General features: G+C 66.6%; 14 protein-coding genes and 1 pseudogene. 8 read left to right on the top strand and 7 right to left on the bottom strand.

Annotation, left to right across the window (positions count from 1 at the left end; translation table 11 throughout):
• Window positions 1-413: 413 nt before the first annotated feature.
• The 3 genes from ACSYGO_RS07765 to ACSYGO_RS07755 form a co-directional block, all read right to left on the bottom strand.
• Entirely contained in the window at window positions 414-665 is a 252-nt protein-coding gene (locus ACSYGO_RS07765; RefSeq protein WP_460386296.1) for a type II toxin-antitoxin system RelE family toxin, read from the bottom strand.
• Window positions 662-919, bottom strand: a complete 258-nt coding sequence (locus ACSYGO_RS07760) for a type II toxin-antitoxin system Phd/YefM family antitoxin (protein ID WP_435227416.1) — start codon at window positions 917-919, stop codon at window positions 662-664. Before ACSYGO_RS07760 ends, ACSYGO_RS07765 begins: the two co-directional genes overlap by 4 nt.
• Before the next feature lie 1,337 nt (window positions 920-2,256).
• Window positions 2,257-3,555, bottom strand: coding sequence for an MFS transporter (locus ACSYGO_RS07755; protein WP_460386295.1), 1,299 nt, complete (start codon window positions 3,553-3,555; stop codon window positions 2,257-2,259).
• A gap of 857 nt (window positions 3,556-4,412) precedes the next feature.
• On the opposite strand from ACSYGO_RS07755, the gene ACSYGO_RS07750 reads away from it, so the two are divergent.
• Entirely contained in the window at window positions 4,413-5,288 is an 876-nt protein-coding gene (locus tag ACSYGO_RS07750; RefSeq protein WP_460386294.1) for a NucA/NucB deoxyribonuclease domain-containing protein, read from the top strand.
• A gap of 144 nt (window positions 5,289-5,432) precedes the next feature.
• Window positions 5,433-6,002 carry a hypothetical protein gene (locus ACSYGO_RS07745; protein WP_460386293.1) on the top strand — a complete coding sequence of 190 codons (570 nt, stop codon included), beginning with the start codon at window positions 5,433-5,435 and terminating at the stop codon, window positions 6,000-6,002.
• 329 nt (window positions 6,003-6,331) lie between these two features.
• Here the strand turns inward: ACSYGO_RS07745 and ACSYGO_RS07740 are convergent, their stop codons facing one another.
• Window positions 6,332-7,270, bottom strand: a complete 939-nt coding sequence (locus tag ACSYGO_RS07740; protein WP_460386292.1) for an AraC family transcriptional regulator — start codon at window positions 7,268-7,270, stop codon at window positions 6,332-6,334.
• Between the two features lie 73 nt (window positions 7,271-7,343).
• On the opposite strand from ACSYGO_RS07740, the gene ACSYGO_RS07735 reads away from it, so the two are divergent.
• On the top strand, window positions 7,344-8,729 hold the full coding sequence (locus ACSYGO_RS07735) for an FAD-dependent oxidoreductase (protein WP_460386291.1): 1,386 nt from the start codon (window positions 7,344-7,346) through the stop codon (window positions 8,727-8,729).
• A gap of 285 nt (window positions 8,730-9,014) precedes the next feature.
• Window positions 9,015-10,094, top strand: a complete 1,080-nt coding sequence (locus tag ACSYGO_RS07730) for an MBL fold metallo-hydrolase (RefSeq protein ID WP_460386289.1) — start codon at window positions 9,015-9,017, stop codon at window positions 10,092-10,094.
• Window positions 10,095-10,562: 468 nt separating this feature from the next.
• On the opposite strand, the gene ACSYGO_RS07725 is transcribed toward ACSYGO_RS07730, so the two are convergent.
• On the bottom strand, window positions 10,563-10,775 hold the full coding sequence (locus ACSYGO_RS07725; protein WP_460386288.1) for a hypothetical protein: 213 nt from the start codon (window positions 10,773-10,775) through the stop codon (window positions 10,563-10,565).
• 229 nt (window positions 10,776-11,004) lie between these two features.
• Between ACSYGO_RS07725 and ACSYGO_RS07720 the strand changes: the two genes are divergently transcribed.
• The 3 genes and pseudogenes from ACSYGO_RS07720 to ACSYGO_RS07710 all read left to right on the top strand — a co-directional run.
• Window positions 11,005-12,096 (top strand): IS630 family transposase, encoded by a 1,092-nt coding sequence (locus ACSYGO_RS07720; RefSeq protein WP_460386287.1) that lies wholly within the window; start codon window positions 11,005-11,007, stop codon window positions 12,094-12,096.
• A gap of 1 nt (window position 12,097) precedes the next feature.
• Window positions 12,098-12,439 carry a single-stranded DNA-binding protein gene (locus ACSYGO_RS07715; protein WP_460386286.1) on the top strand — a complete coding sequence of 114 codons (342 nt, stop codon included), beginning with the start codon at window positions 12,098-12,100 and terminating at the stop codon, window positions 12,437-12,439.
• A gap of 156 nt (window positions 12,440-12,595) precedes the next feature.
• Window positions 12,596-12,817 (top strand): annotated as a pseudogene (locus ACSYGO_RS07710) (hypothetical protein); the annotation flags it as partial.
• A gap of 466 nt (window positions 12,818-13,283) precedes the next feature.
• Here the strand turns inward: ACSYGO_RS07710 and ACSYGO_RS07705 are convergent.
• Entirely contained in the window at window positions 13,284-13,988 is a 705-nt protein-coding gene (locus ACSYGO_RS07705) for an SDR family NAD(P)-dependent oxidoreductase (protein WP_460386285.1), read from the bottom strand.
• Between the two features lie 79 nt (window positions 13,989-14,067).
• Between ACSYGO_RS07705 and ACSYGO_RS07700 the strand changes: the two genes are divergently transcribed.
• Window positions 14,068-14,427, top strand: coding sequence for a winged helix-turn-helix transcriptional regulator (locus tag ACSYGO_RS07700; RefSeq protein ID WP_460386284.1), 360 nt, complete (start codon window positions 14,068-14,070; stop codon window positions 14,425-14,427).
• A gap of 531 nt (window positions 14,428-14,958) precedes the next feature.
• Here the strand turns inward: ACSYGO_RS07700 and ACSYGO_RS07695 are convergent.
• Window positions 14,959-15,192: a WD40 repeat domain-containing protein gene (locus tag ACSYGO_RS07695; protein WP_460386283.1), complete on the bottom strand. Its 234-nt coding sequence runs from the start codon at window positions 15,190-15,192 to the stop codon at window positions 14,959-14,961.
• Window positions 15,193-15,297 lie beyond the last annotated feature (105 nt).

Here is a 15,297-nt window from a genome sequence, read left to right as displayed (position 1 = left end):
GTGCGCGCGGCAGCGCTGAGCACTCTGCGAGCGGCTCAGGGTTCCCGGGCTGCCGTCAGCGATACGGCAGGCCTGGGGCTCGATGGCGTGGCGTTGGAGACGGAGTCGGACGGGGGCGTAGACGCCAGCGGTGATGCCGAAGTGGGCGTGTCCGAGGAGCTTCTCCCGTTCGGGGTCCTCCCTCGGGCGCTGCCCCCGCCGGCCTCCTGGTGGCTGAGGGTCGGGCTCATTGGACGGGCTGTGCACGACGACCGCCATCGGCAAGCCTGGGTGCACCCGAGTCGTCCTGTCTGCGGCGCAGCGGCCGAGGACGGCTCCGTGCATGCGCGGGGCCGGTTTCTCGATGGGCCTCGGTCGGATCTTCCGGGGGTTGTGCCCCTCCGGGACCTGTGGGTTGGGTTTTGCCGGTGGGGTTAGGGGGTGCGACCGATGTGGATGATGACGATGGTGATGGTGGTGTCGGTGATTTCGTACATCACGCGGTAGCGGCCTACGTGCATGCGGCGTAGATCGGGGGAGCCGTAGGCGGTGCTGCCGTCGGGGCGGGGGTTGTCGGCGAGCAGGTCGACGGCGTCCATAAGGTGGCGCAGTCCGTCGGGGTCGTCTTTGAGGAACCGGGCGGCCGTGTTGATGGCGGCCTCGTCCCAGGTGATCTTGTAGGTCAAGAAGTCGGCCCCAGCCCGAGGCGGGTACGTACGTCGTCATGTGGGGTGGTGGAGGTGTGGCCTTCGGCCTGCCGAATCCGGTATTGGGCCAGGGCGAGGGCGTCCTCCAGGTCGGCGAGCTCCTGGGGGTTGATCAGTACGGCAGCCGGCTCTCCGTGATCGGTGATGGTGATGCGTTCGCGGGCGTGTGAGGCCCGGCGTACCAGTGAACCGAAGCGGGCCCGCGCTTCCGTGATCGGTAGCGTTTCACTCATGTACAGAACTGTACACTTTCTGATGAGGGTCGGGAGGGGCTGTCCTCTGAGGGATCGGGCCTAGCTGGCCCAGCCGGGCAAGAATGGCTCGTGCCGTGCGTGAACGAAGAGGGTCAGTGTCATCTCGCTGCGCGCACGGGCGCCAAGCGAATTCTGCTCCAGCCAGCCAGCCAGCCAGCCAGCGCAGAAGCTCGAAGGATGCCGACTGAGCTGCACCAGATGCAGCTGGGTCGGTCCTGCCCTGAGGTGATCACGCCTGGCCGGACTCTGTAGGCATGCACGCATCGCCTTCAGCGCCGTCCCTCCTGCGCGACGAGATCCCATAGCTCGCGGAGACCGCCACCCAGATCGCCACCACCGCATGGGCCGACCGCGACCTGGTCAGCGTCGGCGACCACAACGCCGACGGCGAACCCGACCTGCTCTACCGCTCCACCTCCTCCGGAAACCTCTACCTGCGCTACGGCATCGCCGACAGCAACGGCGGATCCACCATCGCCTCACTCTCCACCGCAGCAGGCTCCCTCACCGGAACGGACAAGACCTACGCCACCGGCTGGACCCAGGCCAACATGCCGCTGCCCCTGCTGTATGGCACCCCCGACGTCAGCAACGACAACATCCCCGACATCTGGACCTCACCAGCAACGGCAGCATCAAGTTCTACGCAGGCGGAGCCAACACCCTCGGCGCCGGCATCGAAGTCATCAGCGCCCCCAGCGGATGGCAGAGCAAGCTTGCGTTCGGATAAGCCGCGCATCTCAAGCAATCAAGTTAACCAGCGACGGCCTTCGTCCAGTCCGCGGCACCGGCAGGCGAGCCGGTGCCGCGCTGGGCGGAGCTGATCAATTTCCCGGCATGGACGAGCAGGCACGGCGGGCCCCGGCTGCCGTCGCCGCAGGCGGGCGGCAGCCGGTCAAGTACGAGCCGGCACCGTAGCCGAACGTCTCCCGCGGCGAGGGGGCCGTCGTCCACGAGATGCCGAAGAAGAAGTGCGCCGTGAAGGCAGCGGTGACGAAGCAGCCCACGCAGACGGCAGCCGCCAGGAAGACGACGGCCAGGAAGCCGGCAAGACAGCGGTCGCGCGCGGCCTCGTCGAAGTGCGAAGTGGGGCACGGACTGGATGATGGGGCTGGTGGGCCTCCGTTCCGTGATTCCCCCGAGCGGGGACGGAGGCTCACTCTCGGCACAACCCCTGCGGGATGGCTGGCCATGGGGTATTGCGTCGTGCGGCGGCTGCGTCGGCTGCGGCGGCAGGTCCCCATCAGGCTGCTCATGCGGTCTCGGTGCGTTCATCGCGTTGGTGGCGGCGACGCTCTCTCCCCGGACCGGCGCTTTTATGCCTTTGCCGGCCCCGCGTCTGTGTCTGCCGTACGTGCGCTGTTCTGGTGGTTCTCGGCCCGGGCTTCGTCTGGTGTCGGCGCGGGGGTGCGAAGGGTGCGTACCTGTGGGGAGAGCAGGGCCGCTGCGGTGGCCAGGACGATGAGGGCAGCACAGCCTGCCAGGGTCTGGCTGGTGCCGGCGGCGGTGGCGATCGGGCCGGCGGTGAGCAGACCGAGGGGAGCGAAGGCCAGGGAGCCGAACCAGTCGTAGGAGCTGACGCGGGACAGAGCCTCCTCGGGGACCTCGCGCTGGATGGTGGTGGTCCACAGGACACCGAAGATGTCGCTGGCCACGCCGGCGCCGAACATGGCCACGGCGATCAGCCAGACGGGTGCTGCGGCGCTGAGCAGGGCGATTGGTGCGGCAGCCGGAAAGGTGCAGAGCACAGCCACCAGAAGGGGACGCTCTACCCGAACCCGAGCGGCGAGACCGGCACCGGCGATGGTGCCTACCGCTTGCGCAGCCACGATCACCGACCACGCCCGCGCTCCGCCCAGATGCTGCTCGGCCGTCAGCGGGCCCAGGACTCCCACGTTTGCGTTGAGCGCGGCCACCACCACCGCATACTGGGCCACCACAGCCCACAGCCATTGCCGGGAGGCGAACTCCCGCCACCCTTCACGCAGATCGTCCCAGCCCGACGCCTTCTTACGCGGCCGCCCGACAACCTTCAACCGGGCCGTCAAGGCCGCACTGACAAGGAACGAACCTGCGTTGAGTGCGAGGGCCCAGCCGGCACCGATCCATGCCACGGTCACTCCGGACAAGGCGAGCCCCAGCAGCATGGAACTGTTGGTGCCCACCCGCAACAGGCCGTTGGCCCGCTGCAAACGGTCCCTCGCCACGACGAGCGGCACCAGGCCGTCCATCGCCGGCGCGAACAACGCTGTGGCCGTTCCGGCCGCCACCGCCAGCAGGCACATGGCCACCAGCGGCGCGTGAGCAGTCAGCACCATCGCAGCCAGCCCCGCATACGCGAGGGTTCCCAGCACATCAGCCACGACCATCAACCGCGCACGCGACAGACGATCCGCGATCACCCCACCCACCAGGATGAACACCAACTGCGGCAACGCCTGACACGCCACTACCAGCGACAGCCGGCCCGCACCGGCCCCCGGCAGCGCCAGCACCGCGAACGCCAACGCCACCCGAGCAAACCCGTTACCCAGAACCGAGATGATCCGAGCCCCTGCAAGCAACGCGAACTGCTGGTCACGCCACAACGATGCCCCACCCGAAACAGTTGTCACGGCCACGCACCCTAGGGCACCCACGTCCGTCCACAGCCCGAACCAGCCAACCCAAGCGCTCCATACACGGCAGGATCGCCGGCCGTGCTTCGAGTTGGAGTGTCCTTCCCCGCGGGGTCGGTGACCCTGGTGGCGCTGACATCTTGTCTGGCGTTCCCGTGGCGCCTTCCTCGGGGCCGCAGCGTGTGGTCCGGGTTTTGCAGGGATTGACATTGACGGTGGCCCAGACGTCGCTGCCCACCGAGTGTTTGCGGTTGCAAGAGCTTCGCTTCCGCTGATCGCCAGTGGGAACCGGCCAGTTCTTGTGGAGGGCCATTGCCCTTTGCCTGACTCGCTGATCGGATCAAGCGCGCTTGTCCCCGAGGCAGGCAGCGTAACCGGAGAAAGTCTTGTGGCAGATATGCCTCCAGAAGACTCCGATCAGAGGAGATGGATTGAGGCCCAGACATGTGTTCACCACCCTGGCAGCACTGACGCTCCTGACCGCCCTGAGCGGTGAGATGACCGCCACGGCTGAAACAGGCAAGTCCACAGCATCCACTGCAGCGTTAGACGCCAGAATGCATGGTGTTGATGCCGCACAGCGCGTCGGTGCTGTGGACCCCTCTGGGCGGCTCATGCCGAATGAAACAGCCGGATCCGACCGACCTGACAGCAGACCGGACCCAGATGCAGTGCGGCCCGAGCAGCGCTGTTCCGTCCCCAGTGGCGACGGCAAATACGCATGCATTGAACCAGCCCCCGGACGCAAACTGCCCGCAGCGACTCTGACGTCGGCGCGATCCGCGAATGCCGGCGTCACTCCGCCAGAGTGGTGTCCAGTAGGAGGGGGTGAACGTGAAGCAACACGTACTCAGGTGTGCCAGACGTTCACCTTCGTCTATTCGACCTACGTCACCGTGGACGGCGTACGGACGAAGAACGGTGAAGCTAACGTTGCCTTCATCAGCTACAGCTACGGCGACACGGGCCTGGGCACCATAGGGCACCAGCTTGAGACGTATGTGTCGGACGGCTGGGGTGAAGCGCTCAAGGCCAAGCTTTCGGCTGCTGCCACCGCGTCCGATGCCTGCACACTGGAAAGCTCCACCTATCCAGCGGGCACCTTGACCTTGCGGACCTGGGTGACTGGCGAGGCGTTCTTCGACACCACTGCCACCAACCCCGGAGACAAAGGCACCTGTTCCACATACTGGACCCCGACGTTCACCAACCGCCCTTACAACATCGTCAGGACCCGGTACGGATTCGAGGACTTCCGCTGCGACAACGCGACGGTCGGCAGGAGCGGAGTCGGCTGTGTCATCCCCTGGTACGCCTCGGAACTCCTCTACAGCAAGACGTCCTACCCAGACCTGGCCTCCCACGTGGCACGCGCCCAGGCGTCCGGACTGCCCGGCGCGTCTTTCGCGAGCCCGCTGACCAGGACAGAGGATGCCACCGTCATTGACACCAATCGCCGCCTGGCGTGCGGAGATGCTCCCAGCATCTCGGGTATGAGCTGTGACGAGTACCCGATCGCACGTTCCAGGGAAGGGCTGAGCTCCGGTGGAACGCGACGGACCTTCGACGGCTGCCAGATGACAGGCGTGCCCTCGGGGACCGGCCCGAAGGGCGTCAGCGCCTGCATGATCACAGCTACCGAGAACAACGCACAGGGAGGCTTGAACACTCAGTTCTTCCGCGCCGAGCGTGTCCTTGACGGAGACCCATTCCGAGTCACTGTGTCCTGACCGCCCCTCGCGGGTGCCGCAGGAGACTGCCGGCACCCGCACACGGCACGGCCGAGGTCCACTGGCCAGCTCATCCCGCACTCCGGGCTTGCGGCCATGAAACTCTGGCCCCGGAGCAAGAACATAAGGAGCCAGGAGGATCCGATGACGACCCAGCACAACGTGTATGTCCCCGAGGGCACGTTCGGTGTCCTCGACTCCGGCGAGATCCCCGTCCAAACGGCCGACTGGGCAAACGGGCTTGCAGCGCCCATGTCCGAGGGAGCGCTCATCGTCACCGGCATCCACACGGGACACATCCGCCTCGCAGCCCAAGCTCTCACGTGCCCACCCGCCCCCCTGTCGGACGACACCTGGGAAGAGGTCGTGGAAGTGAGCGTGCACGCCTCCACGGACCGGCTGCAGATCGAGTCACTGGAACAGGGCCCGGTCCAGGGACTGCCCTCCCTCAGCCCCGCTGGCCCAGGCTGGTACCGCCTGCGCGTACACGCTAAAGGACGCAATGTGCTCTCAGACCAGGTGAGCACCGAACCTGTCGAGGACTATCTGGTCATCACCTGGCCCGCACCCGCGACCGACGCGGTTGTACTGCGCTCGAGTGCACGCATCGAGCAAGCCCTCACCCAGGCACACGGCACGCCCAAGACGTCAGCACCAATGCCGGCCAGGACTGAGGAGCAGGAAGCCCTGCGCCAGCGCCTGCAGAGGAAGTAGGACCGCGTACGGTCAAGTCTGTCCTTCGGACAGCCCGCGGTGCTGGCACCGGAGATCGGGGGATGGTTCCTCGCCTCAGTGTCCTGATGCCGGAGCCCATCAATCGGCGGTGACGGGTGGCCTCCTGAGGGCGGAGCAGGCACCCAAGGCACGCGAACGCCTCTGGCCGGGTGGTCCGGCCCGAGCCGACCGGCGATCCCGGCGCCCGGTCCCTGACTTTCGCTGCGGTCGCCCGCGTCCGGGGCCGCTTCGGCATCCCTGTGGAGGTCATCGCACCGCGACCGTCTGAGCGACAGCTCGCGAGCGGGTCGCCCCACCCTCACCCGTAGTCATCCGGTCTTCGTTGCTCCCGGTGCCCGCGTTCTCTCGCGCCGGAAGCGGGCGGGTGTCGTGCCGAGATGGGCCCGGAAGGCCCGTGAGAACGCGGACTCGGAGGAGTAGCCGATCTGGCCGGCGACGGTCGCGACGGTTGCGTCGGTGGTGGTGAGCAGTTCCGCTGCTGTCATCAGCCGTGCCCGGGTAAGGAAGGCGCCCACGGTTGTCCCCGTGTCCCGGGTGAAGTGGCGCAGGAAGGTGGCACGGGACATGGCGGCTGCGCGGCTGAGCCGTTCGATCGTCCAGTCGGCCCCTGGGTCGTTCAGCATGCCCTCGACGGCCGACGCGATGCGGCCGTCGGCCGCCGCGGTCCACAGGGTGGTCCGCGTGGTGTCGCCCCGCGAGGTGCGCAGCACCATCGCCAACAGCACGGTGCACAGAGCAGAGAGGATCGCCGCGGTGCCCTCGCCCTCGCGTCGTGCCTCCCCGCGCATCAGGGCGCTCAGCATGCGCAGCACCTCGTCGCTCTCGGCCGACTGCCCGAAGGAGACATGCACCGGGTCGGGCAGGCTTGCGAACAGCAGCGAGCCCGTACCGGCGTCAAAGGTGTAGTGCCCGCAGAACAGGTCGATGACGGGCTTGCCGCCGTGTTCGCTGCGCGTGGTCACGAACACGTCGCCGGCGGTCTCCGTCGTCCCCGTCGGGCCGGCTTCGCCGTCAGTGATCACCCGGTGCGGAGCGCCGCTCGGGATCATCACCACGTCTCCGGGGTGCAGGTCGAGCAGGACCGTGCCCACCTGCAGTCGGCATGCACCGTCCAGCAGCACGTGGAAGGGTGCCTCCAGCTCGCCGTATGCCGGCACGTCCATCCTGGTACCGGCTCCGAGAAGGCAGCGCTTGTCGAGGCCGGCCTCGAGGCGGGCCATGCGCAGCAGTCGGCTGACGGAGTCCATGATGAGACTTTCGGGCAGGAAAGCGAGACGATCAAGTCTAGTTGTGTCAGTGGCCGCGCCACACACTGGAGACATGGAGATCACCACAGCGCTCACCGCGGATATTCTGGTCATCGGCTTCGGCAAGGGCGGCAAGACTGCCGCTCGCGTTCTCGCCGACGCCGGCCGCCGAGTGGTCTTGATCGAGCAGTCCGAGAACATGTACGGCGGGACCTGCCCGAACGTCGGCTGTGTACCGACCAAAATGCTCGTCCACTACGCGAACACCAAGCGCCTCAAGGACGACGCGCAGGAGTTCTTCGCCCACTCAATCGCCGGCGTCCGCGCGCTGACCAGTGCCTTCCGCGCCGGCAACTTCGATGCGCTGAACGGCAAGGACACCGCGACGGTCATCACCGGCACAGCCCGGTTCGTCGATCCGCACACCGTCGCCGTCGGGGAGGGACCGGACCTCATCACCGTCACCGCCCCCACGATCCTGGTCAACACCGGGTCCGAGCCGGTGATCCCCCCGATTCCCGGCCTCGCGAGCAGCTCCCACCTTGTCTCCAGCACGGAGCTCACCCGCACACAGAACCTTCCCGAGCGGCTCGTCGTCCTGGGAGGCGGATACCTCGGCCTGGAGTTCGCGGGCATCTACCGGCACTTCGGTACCGAAGTCACGGTCCTCGAAGCCGCCGACCGGCTCCTGCCGCGGGAGGACGAGGACATCGCCCAGTCCGTCGAAGAGATCCTCACCGGCGATGGCATCCGCGTCATAACCGGTGCAAAGGTCACCGAGGTGCGCCACAGCGGTGCCGTCTCGAGGGTCGTGTACGAGAAGGACGGGCGGGCACACACCGTCGAGGCTTCCGCGCTGCTGCCCGCCACCGGGCGGCGACCGGTTACGGACCGCCTGCGGCTCGACGCCGCCGGCGTCCGGACCGCGCCGAACGGTGCGATCGAGGTGGACGAGTACTTGCGCAGCAGCCAACCGCACGTCTACGCACTCGGCGACGTTAACGGCGGCGAGCAGTTCACCTACATCTCCCTGGACGACGCGCGCATCGTCCTGGACCAGCTCCTGGGGGAGGGCAAGCGCACCACGGGCGACCGCAGGGCAGTGCCCCACACCCTGTTCATCACACCCCCGCTCGCCACCGTGGGACTGACCGAGAGTCAGGCGCGGGCGCAAGGGCTCAGCATCAAGGTCTCGCGGGAGAAGGTCGCAGACATCGTGGCCATGCCCCGCGCCTACACCGTCGAGGAGACCCGCGGCGTTATGAAGTTCATCGTGGACGCGGACACCGACCTGATTCTCGGGGCCGCTCTGCTCAGCATCGACGCGCAAGAGATCATCAATACCGTCGCGCTGGCCATGCGGCACAACATCACGGCCACGCAACTCCGCGACTCGATCTACACCCACCCGAGCTCGACCGAAGCCCTCAACGAGGTCTTCGACAAGGTCCTTTCCTGAACCTGGCCAGCAGCGCACACGATGGGCATCTACCCAGGCACGGCGTGCAACTAGGCCCAGGTCGCATGCCTCAACGCCCTTGACGTGGCATCGACGGAAGCCCGCGTCGGAGCGGGATGCAACTGCCGTCCAGCCATGAGACAAATAGGACGGGCCCAAAGAACGACGGGAACCCGTGGGTACGTCGAGGAAAGGCCCAAGCCGATGAGAGAGGGTTCAGAACGAGGGGGAAAGCCATCGCCCTCACTCTGTGGCCGGGGCCAGTCGCCGTTCGCGATCTACGACGTGGACGCCGACGACGCCGAATGCCAGGCGCAGCCCGCACCATCTCAATCACCCACCTACTCGCACACCGGGCACCTGGGCGCTCCTGACCGTTGTCCGGCTAAGCCCCCCGTGCGAACGAAGGCGTGCCTCAAGCCGCGGGCGCTGAACGAGGTCGACCAGCCGTCCCGCCTTCCAGAAGAGAAAAGAACCATGCAGCAGAAGAACAGACCTTTCGAACTTGCCGGTGTCCAGATGCGCGCGCGTGAACTTGCTGACGGCGTATACGCAGTCATGGCGACAGACGTCGACGACACCGACCACACCGCGACCAACGCCGGCTTCATCGTGGGTGATTCGGGAGTGCTGGTCGTCGAATCGCTGAGCAACGGCCGTTTGGCATCCCAGGTCATCGGTGAGGTGCGCAAAGTGACCGCGCTGCCCATTCGGTTCTTGGTCAACACCAGTTTCCACGGCGATCATTGCTTCGGAAATTTCGCCTTTCCGTCGCAGACGGTGATCATTCACCATGAGGCGACCAAGCGTGTGATCGACGAGCGCTTCGAGCAGGACCGCGCCTTCATGATCGACTTGCTCGGCGCGGACGCTGGCATCGAGGAGGCGGTAGCCCGCTCAGCGGACGTTACGGTCTCCGGGTCGTGCTCCCTGGATCTGAGGGGCAAGCATGTAGACATCGAGCACATCGGCTACGCCCAGACCGACGGCGACCTGGTCGTCCGCGTGCGCGAAGACAACATCGTCTTCGTCGGGAACATGCTGCAGGCGCCGCCCCCGGCATTCCCGTGGCTGTTGGAGGGGCGGGCCGACGAGGCGCTCGTCACCTACCGGCGCCTGCACGACATCCTTGACGATGACACCCTGATCGTGCCGGGCCACGGCCGGACCATGCGCCGTGCAGACATCCTGCACTCGATCATCTACCTCGAGAAGCTGACCAGCCTGGCACGGGACGCCCGGGACAAGGGACTGTCAGCCGCTCAGGTCCGCGAAGCGCTCGCGATGAAGGAATACGGCGACTACAGCATGTACGAATTCATCCACTTCCAGGTCAACATCCCCGCAGTGCTGAACGCGGAATGAGCAGCGTGCGCACAACCGCGGCACTGAGGCTTCTCCAACCCGCCGGCGGGGCACGGAGGTCGGCGTGACATAGCAACGAAGCTCTCGGTAGAGAATGGGGTGCTGGCGGAGCTCGCAAGCGGGAGCCATAGCGGGTGTAGGCACGGTCCTGTTCAGTGCGAGACTCACGACCCGGCTGTGCAGCCTGCAGACCCTTGTGCGCACCTGCGTTGACGAACTCGGCAGCGCGCCGGAATGCCGGGTTCCAGAAGCGTGTCCGCCAGCTCACCACGGACAACCGCACCCTCGACGAACGACTCAAGGCCGCCCGCTCGGACCTGCGTTTCCAGGATCGGCGCGTTGCTGACCTCGAAGCCCGCATCAAATGCACCGGCCCCGAGCTCCTGACTCCCTGCTTCCTCTCACTTCGCAGCCCACCAGGGGGAGTCTCGAGTCTGGCCCGGCGGATCCGCATCGAGAGCGGTCCCGCTACCCCCGGCGCGAAGGCCGGGTAGCGGCCAGCAGATTCCGGATGTTGGTGACGTCCTGGCCAGTGCGCTCGGCGATACGGGCCGCAGGCTCCGCAGCCCGAGGCGCGGCAACAATTGCCGCGGTCAGGCCACGGCGGGCCGCATGCACTGCCTCTTGCACGGTGTGCAGTGCCGCGACCGCCGCCTCCAGCGTGTTCTCCTCGCTCGTCATACCGGTCATCGTGCCAACGGGTGCTGCAGGCCGGTACGGTGGGAGAGATCCAGTAACGGCTGGGGGGCGGCGGCATGGCAGACGAGACGCTGGTGACGGTGGTGGGCAGCCTGACCGCCGATCCGGAACTGCGGCACACAGCGGCCGGTTTGCCCGTCGGTGGGTTCACGATCGCGTCCCCCCTAGTCTTCTGAGTCAGGAATTCTGTTCAGATGTGTAGGCTGGCGGGGTGGCGCGTACTGGGCGGCCGAAGGCCGAGTTAGTTCTGTCGGATGAGGAACGGGCTGCGCTGGAGGGCTGGGTGCGGCGCCGTTCTACGCCGCAGGCGTGGGCTCTGCGGTGCCGCATCATCCTTGCGTGCGCGAGTGGGGTGTCCAACAAGGACGTGGCCGCCCAACTCGGCTCAACACCACACGCGGTGGGCCGCTGGCGGGCACGGTTCGTCGAGCACCGGATTGCCGGCCTGGGCGACATGCCGCGTTCGGGCGGTCCCAGAACGGTCACCGACGAACAGGTCGCCGCGGTGGTCACCAAGACGCTGGAGAGCACGCCCAAGAACGCAACTCACTGGTCGACGAGGGCCATGGCCAAGGATATGGGCCTGTCACAGTCGACCGTGTCGCGGATCTGGCGGGCGTTCGGCCTCCAACCGCACCGCTCGCAGACGTTCAAGTTGTCGACGGACCCGTACTTCGTCGACAAGGTGCACGACGTGGTAGGCCTCTATATGGATCCGCCCGAGCGGGCGCTGGTGTTCTGCGTGGACGAGAAATCGCAGATCCAGGCACTGGACCGGTCGCAGCCGGTGCTGCCGATGATGCCCGGGATTCCCCAGCGTGTGACCCATGACTACGTGCGGGCAGGCACCACCACGTTGTTTGCGGCACTCGAGGTAGCCAGCGGCAAAGTGATCGGTTCCCTGCACCGCCGGCACCGGGCCGAGGAATTCAAGAAGTTCCTCATCAGGCTCGACCAGGAGGTCCCGCCAGGTCTGGATATCCATCTGGTGCTGGACAACTACGCCACCCACAAGACCCCGGCAATCAAGACCTGGCTGCTGGCCCACCCTCGCTTCCACCTGCACTTCACACCCACCGGGTCGTCCTGGCTGAACCTGGTGGAGCGGTGGTTCGCCGAGCTGACGAACAAACAGATACGACGAGGCGTCCACAAGACCGTCCAAGCCCTGGAGAAGGACATCCGTACCTGGATCGCCACATGGAACACCGACCCGAAGCCCTACATCTGGACCAAGAGCGCAGACGAGATCCTCGAACGCCTCGCCAGTTATCTGAACAGAATTCCTGACTCAGGAGACTAGGGTGTTCGACCCCGACCGCAACGAATTCATCGACGGCGATCCGCTCTTCTTCCGCTGCTCGCTATGGCGACAAGCGGGTGAAAATGCCGCGCAGTCGCTCACTCGTGGCCTGAGGATCATCATCACCGGAAAGCTGCGGCAGCGCACTTTAGACGACAAGGACGGCCAGCGTCGCACCATGATGGAGATCGACGCCGAAGACGTCGCTGTCTTCCTCACCTACGCGCGAGCGCAATTCACCAAGACCTGCCGGCAAGGCATGCCGTCCCAGGGCGGGCCCGCGCCGACACCTGATCTGACACAACCGTCGTCCCCGGCGCCTGCTGAGTCGCATCCGTTCTGACCAGCCCGGGGGATGGTTCAGCCCCAGAACGCGTGACGCGGATCGTCCAGCACGGCTAGGGCCTCGTCCTGTGACGGGACTCCCGGCAGGTGATCACACGGATACCAACGGCCGTGATGGTCCGCCCCGCCCAGGAGCCACCCCTCATCGGCGCCTTCCGTCGTCGTCGACCCACTCGACACCATGGCGGCCGCCACCGTCGGCACCATGATCCGAGACGGCTACGGCGGCCCGGACACCTGCCACGCCCTGTACTGCGCCTTGCCGCGCGCCGAGTTCACCGGCATGTCGATCCTCCTCACCGAGTTTGAAGACCGGTACCCGCCTGGCGTGATCACCGTCGACATCAACTCTCCCGGCATGCTCGGTTTCCACTAAGAGTCATCACGTAGTTCTGGTGTGATGTCCGTCCGGTTCCCGTGTGGGGATGGCGCGTCTGGGTGGCGCGTTCTCCGCGTGGCGGCTGTTCCGACGTGGGACTTGTGCCGCTTGGTTGCGGGTCGGGTCTCATTCGGGGTGGGCCGGTACCGGGGTGGTGTGTTTCGTCGAGCAGAAGCCCTGGGCCCAGGCGTGTCCTGGGGGCGGGCACCGCGCTGCGGTTGACTCGACAGGGCTTCTTGCAGCCCTGCGTCGAAGAGGATCTGGGTGTTGCGTGCCCGGACGGTGTCCACGCGCAGCAAGCAACGCCGAAGCTACGTGCCGCCACCGACAACGCCCGGCGACCGCCGACGTACTGCGCGGCTCTGCGCTCGTCGGCACGCGCCTGCGTCTCGTCCACTGCACCTCCACCGACCTTCGATCGTGGACGGGGTTGACCGGCCCGCAAATGCAGCATCTATAGGCATCAGGCGGATTTGTGGCGGGCGCCGCCCTCGACGTGGATCGTTTCGCCGGAGACAAAACCCGCACGGAGGAGCCACATCACCGTGTCGACGACGTCGTCGGTCTCGCCGTGGCGTCCGACGAAGGTCTTGGCCGCGCTCTTGCTCAACAGGCCGGCCTTGTTGTCACCGAGGCGATCCCATGCGCCCGAGTCCACGACACCGGGCGAGACGGCGTTGACCCGTACCGGCGCAAGATCCGCCGCCAGGTGGCGCGCGGCGTACTCGACCGCACCGTTCGTGACCCCCTTGACGAGTGATCCCGGCCCAGGGCGCCAGCCGACGACACCAGAGAACAGCACCATCGACCCCGTCGGCCGCAGTACCGACGCGAAGTGCTTGGCGACCAGCATCGGGCCGACCACCTTTGCCGTGAACGCGGCCAGCAGCTTGTCGCGATCCAGCTCGGTCGCGCGAACATCGTGCGGCGCCGAACCGGTCGTCACGATGTGGTCGATTCCGTCCTTCAGTTGCTCCGCCGCTGCCGCGAGCGTCGACTCGTCCTGCAGATCAACCCGCACCGCGGTGGCACCGATCTCGCGCGCCAGGACGTCGGCCGCAGCCAGATCGCGGGCACCGACAACAACGTCGTAACCGTCCTTCACCGCACGCCTCGCGACGGCCGCGCCGAGCGCCCGTGCACCGCCGATGACCAGGACCCGCTCCATGTGTCTCACTCCCTCTCGTAGGATCGGAAGCAACGGTATGAATTTGATACCGGTATCTTCAACGGAACTGGGAGCAGCGATGGGCAAGGCGTACAACGTGATGGCCGCGACCTGCCCGAGCCGTACGGTGCTGCACCGTATTGGCGCCCGCTGGACGGTGTTCGTCGTCAACGCCCTCGACGACGGACCTCGCCGCTTCACCGAACTGAAGCGGCACATCCAGGGCATCACCCCGAAGGTCCTGACCGAAACCCTGCGCTCCCTGGAAGCCGACGGCTTGATCAGCCGCCACGAGTACGACGAGAACCCGCTCCGAGTCGAGTACGCCCTGACATCGCTGGGCCGCTCTCTGCTCATCCCACTGCGCGCTGTACGACTCTGGGCCGAAGAGCATGTCCCGGACATCGAGGCGGCCGGAGCCCGCCAGCCGATCTGCTGACCCATGAGTTGACTGCCACCGTCCAGGTTGTGGTCCTCCTCACCCACGGGCTGCCGGCAATGCCGCACCGCCTCACGAAGCTGCGGCCACAGGTCGTGCCGATGAGCGCGCAAAGGCTCACTTGACGACCACAGCGTTGATCGGTTGCATCCCCGTCTCGACCTTCCGTACGGTCTGATGGCGCCCGCCACCCTCACTTGAGGCTGCACCATGACCGTGCAACTGGATGGGGTGCGCGCTCAGATCAGTGGCAGGATGCACGATCTCGATCCGCCCGTCCGGCGCAGCGTCCGCAGCCGGCTCGACCAAAACGGGCGCGGTCGACCTCCGAGCCGGAGGCGGGGGCGTGAGTCTGCTGCGGCTGGTGTGGCGGCTCTCCAGGGAAGCGCACTGCCCGGTGCTGCAGATCGCTTCCTACCGCAGCCGGTTACTCGCCTCCATATCGCGTGACCACCCAACTCATCCTGCGTGCGGTCTGATAGGGCAGAGAACCTGCACGGTGAGCTGGAGCGTCGTGGCCCGTCAATGAGTCTACGGGTGCACCGTGTCGGCAAAGAGTCCCGCGGTCGTGCCTGCGAATGTGAGACGGCCATCCGAGCTGTAGGCGCGGGAGCACACGAGGCTGTTCGTCCGCATCATCGTTACTGGCATGCCGGTGGTTGGGTCCCAGACCCGTACGGTCTTGTGGTAGCCGCCTGCGGCGAGACGGGTGCCGTCGGGACTGAAGGCCACCGCGGACACGGACCGCTGTGGCCGGTCGAACATGCGGGCCTACCAGTTCGGCCGGCACAGAGCCCAGTCAACAGCGCGTAGCCCGTCAGACCGGGAACGGAACTGGCCGAGCAACGCGAGATCCTGCAGTTGGCCCCG

The organism is Streptomyces krungchingensis (assembly GCF_054729265.1).
Note: the sequence above shows the minus strand (reverse complement) of the source record. Positions and strands in the feature narration are given on the sequence as shown.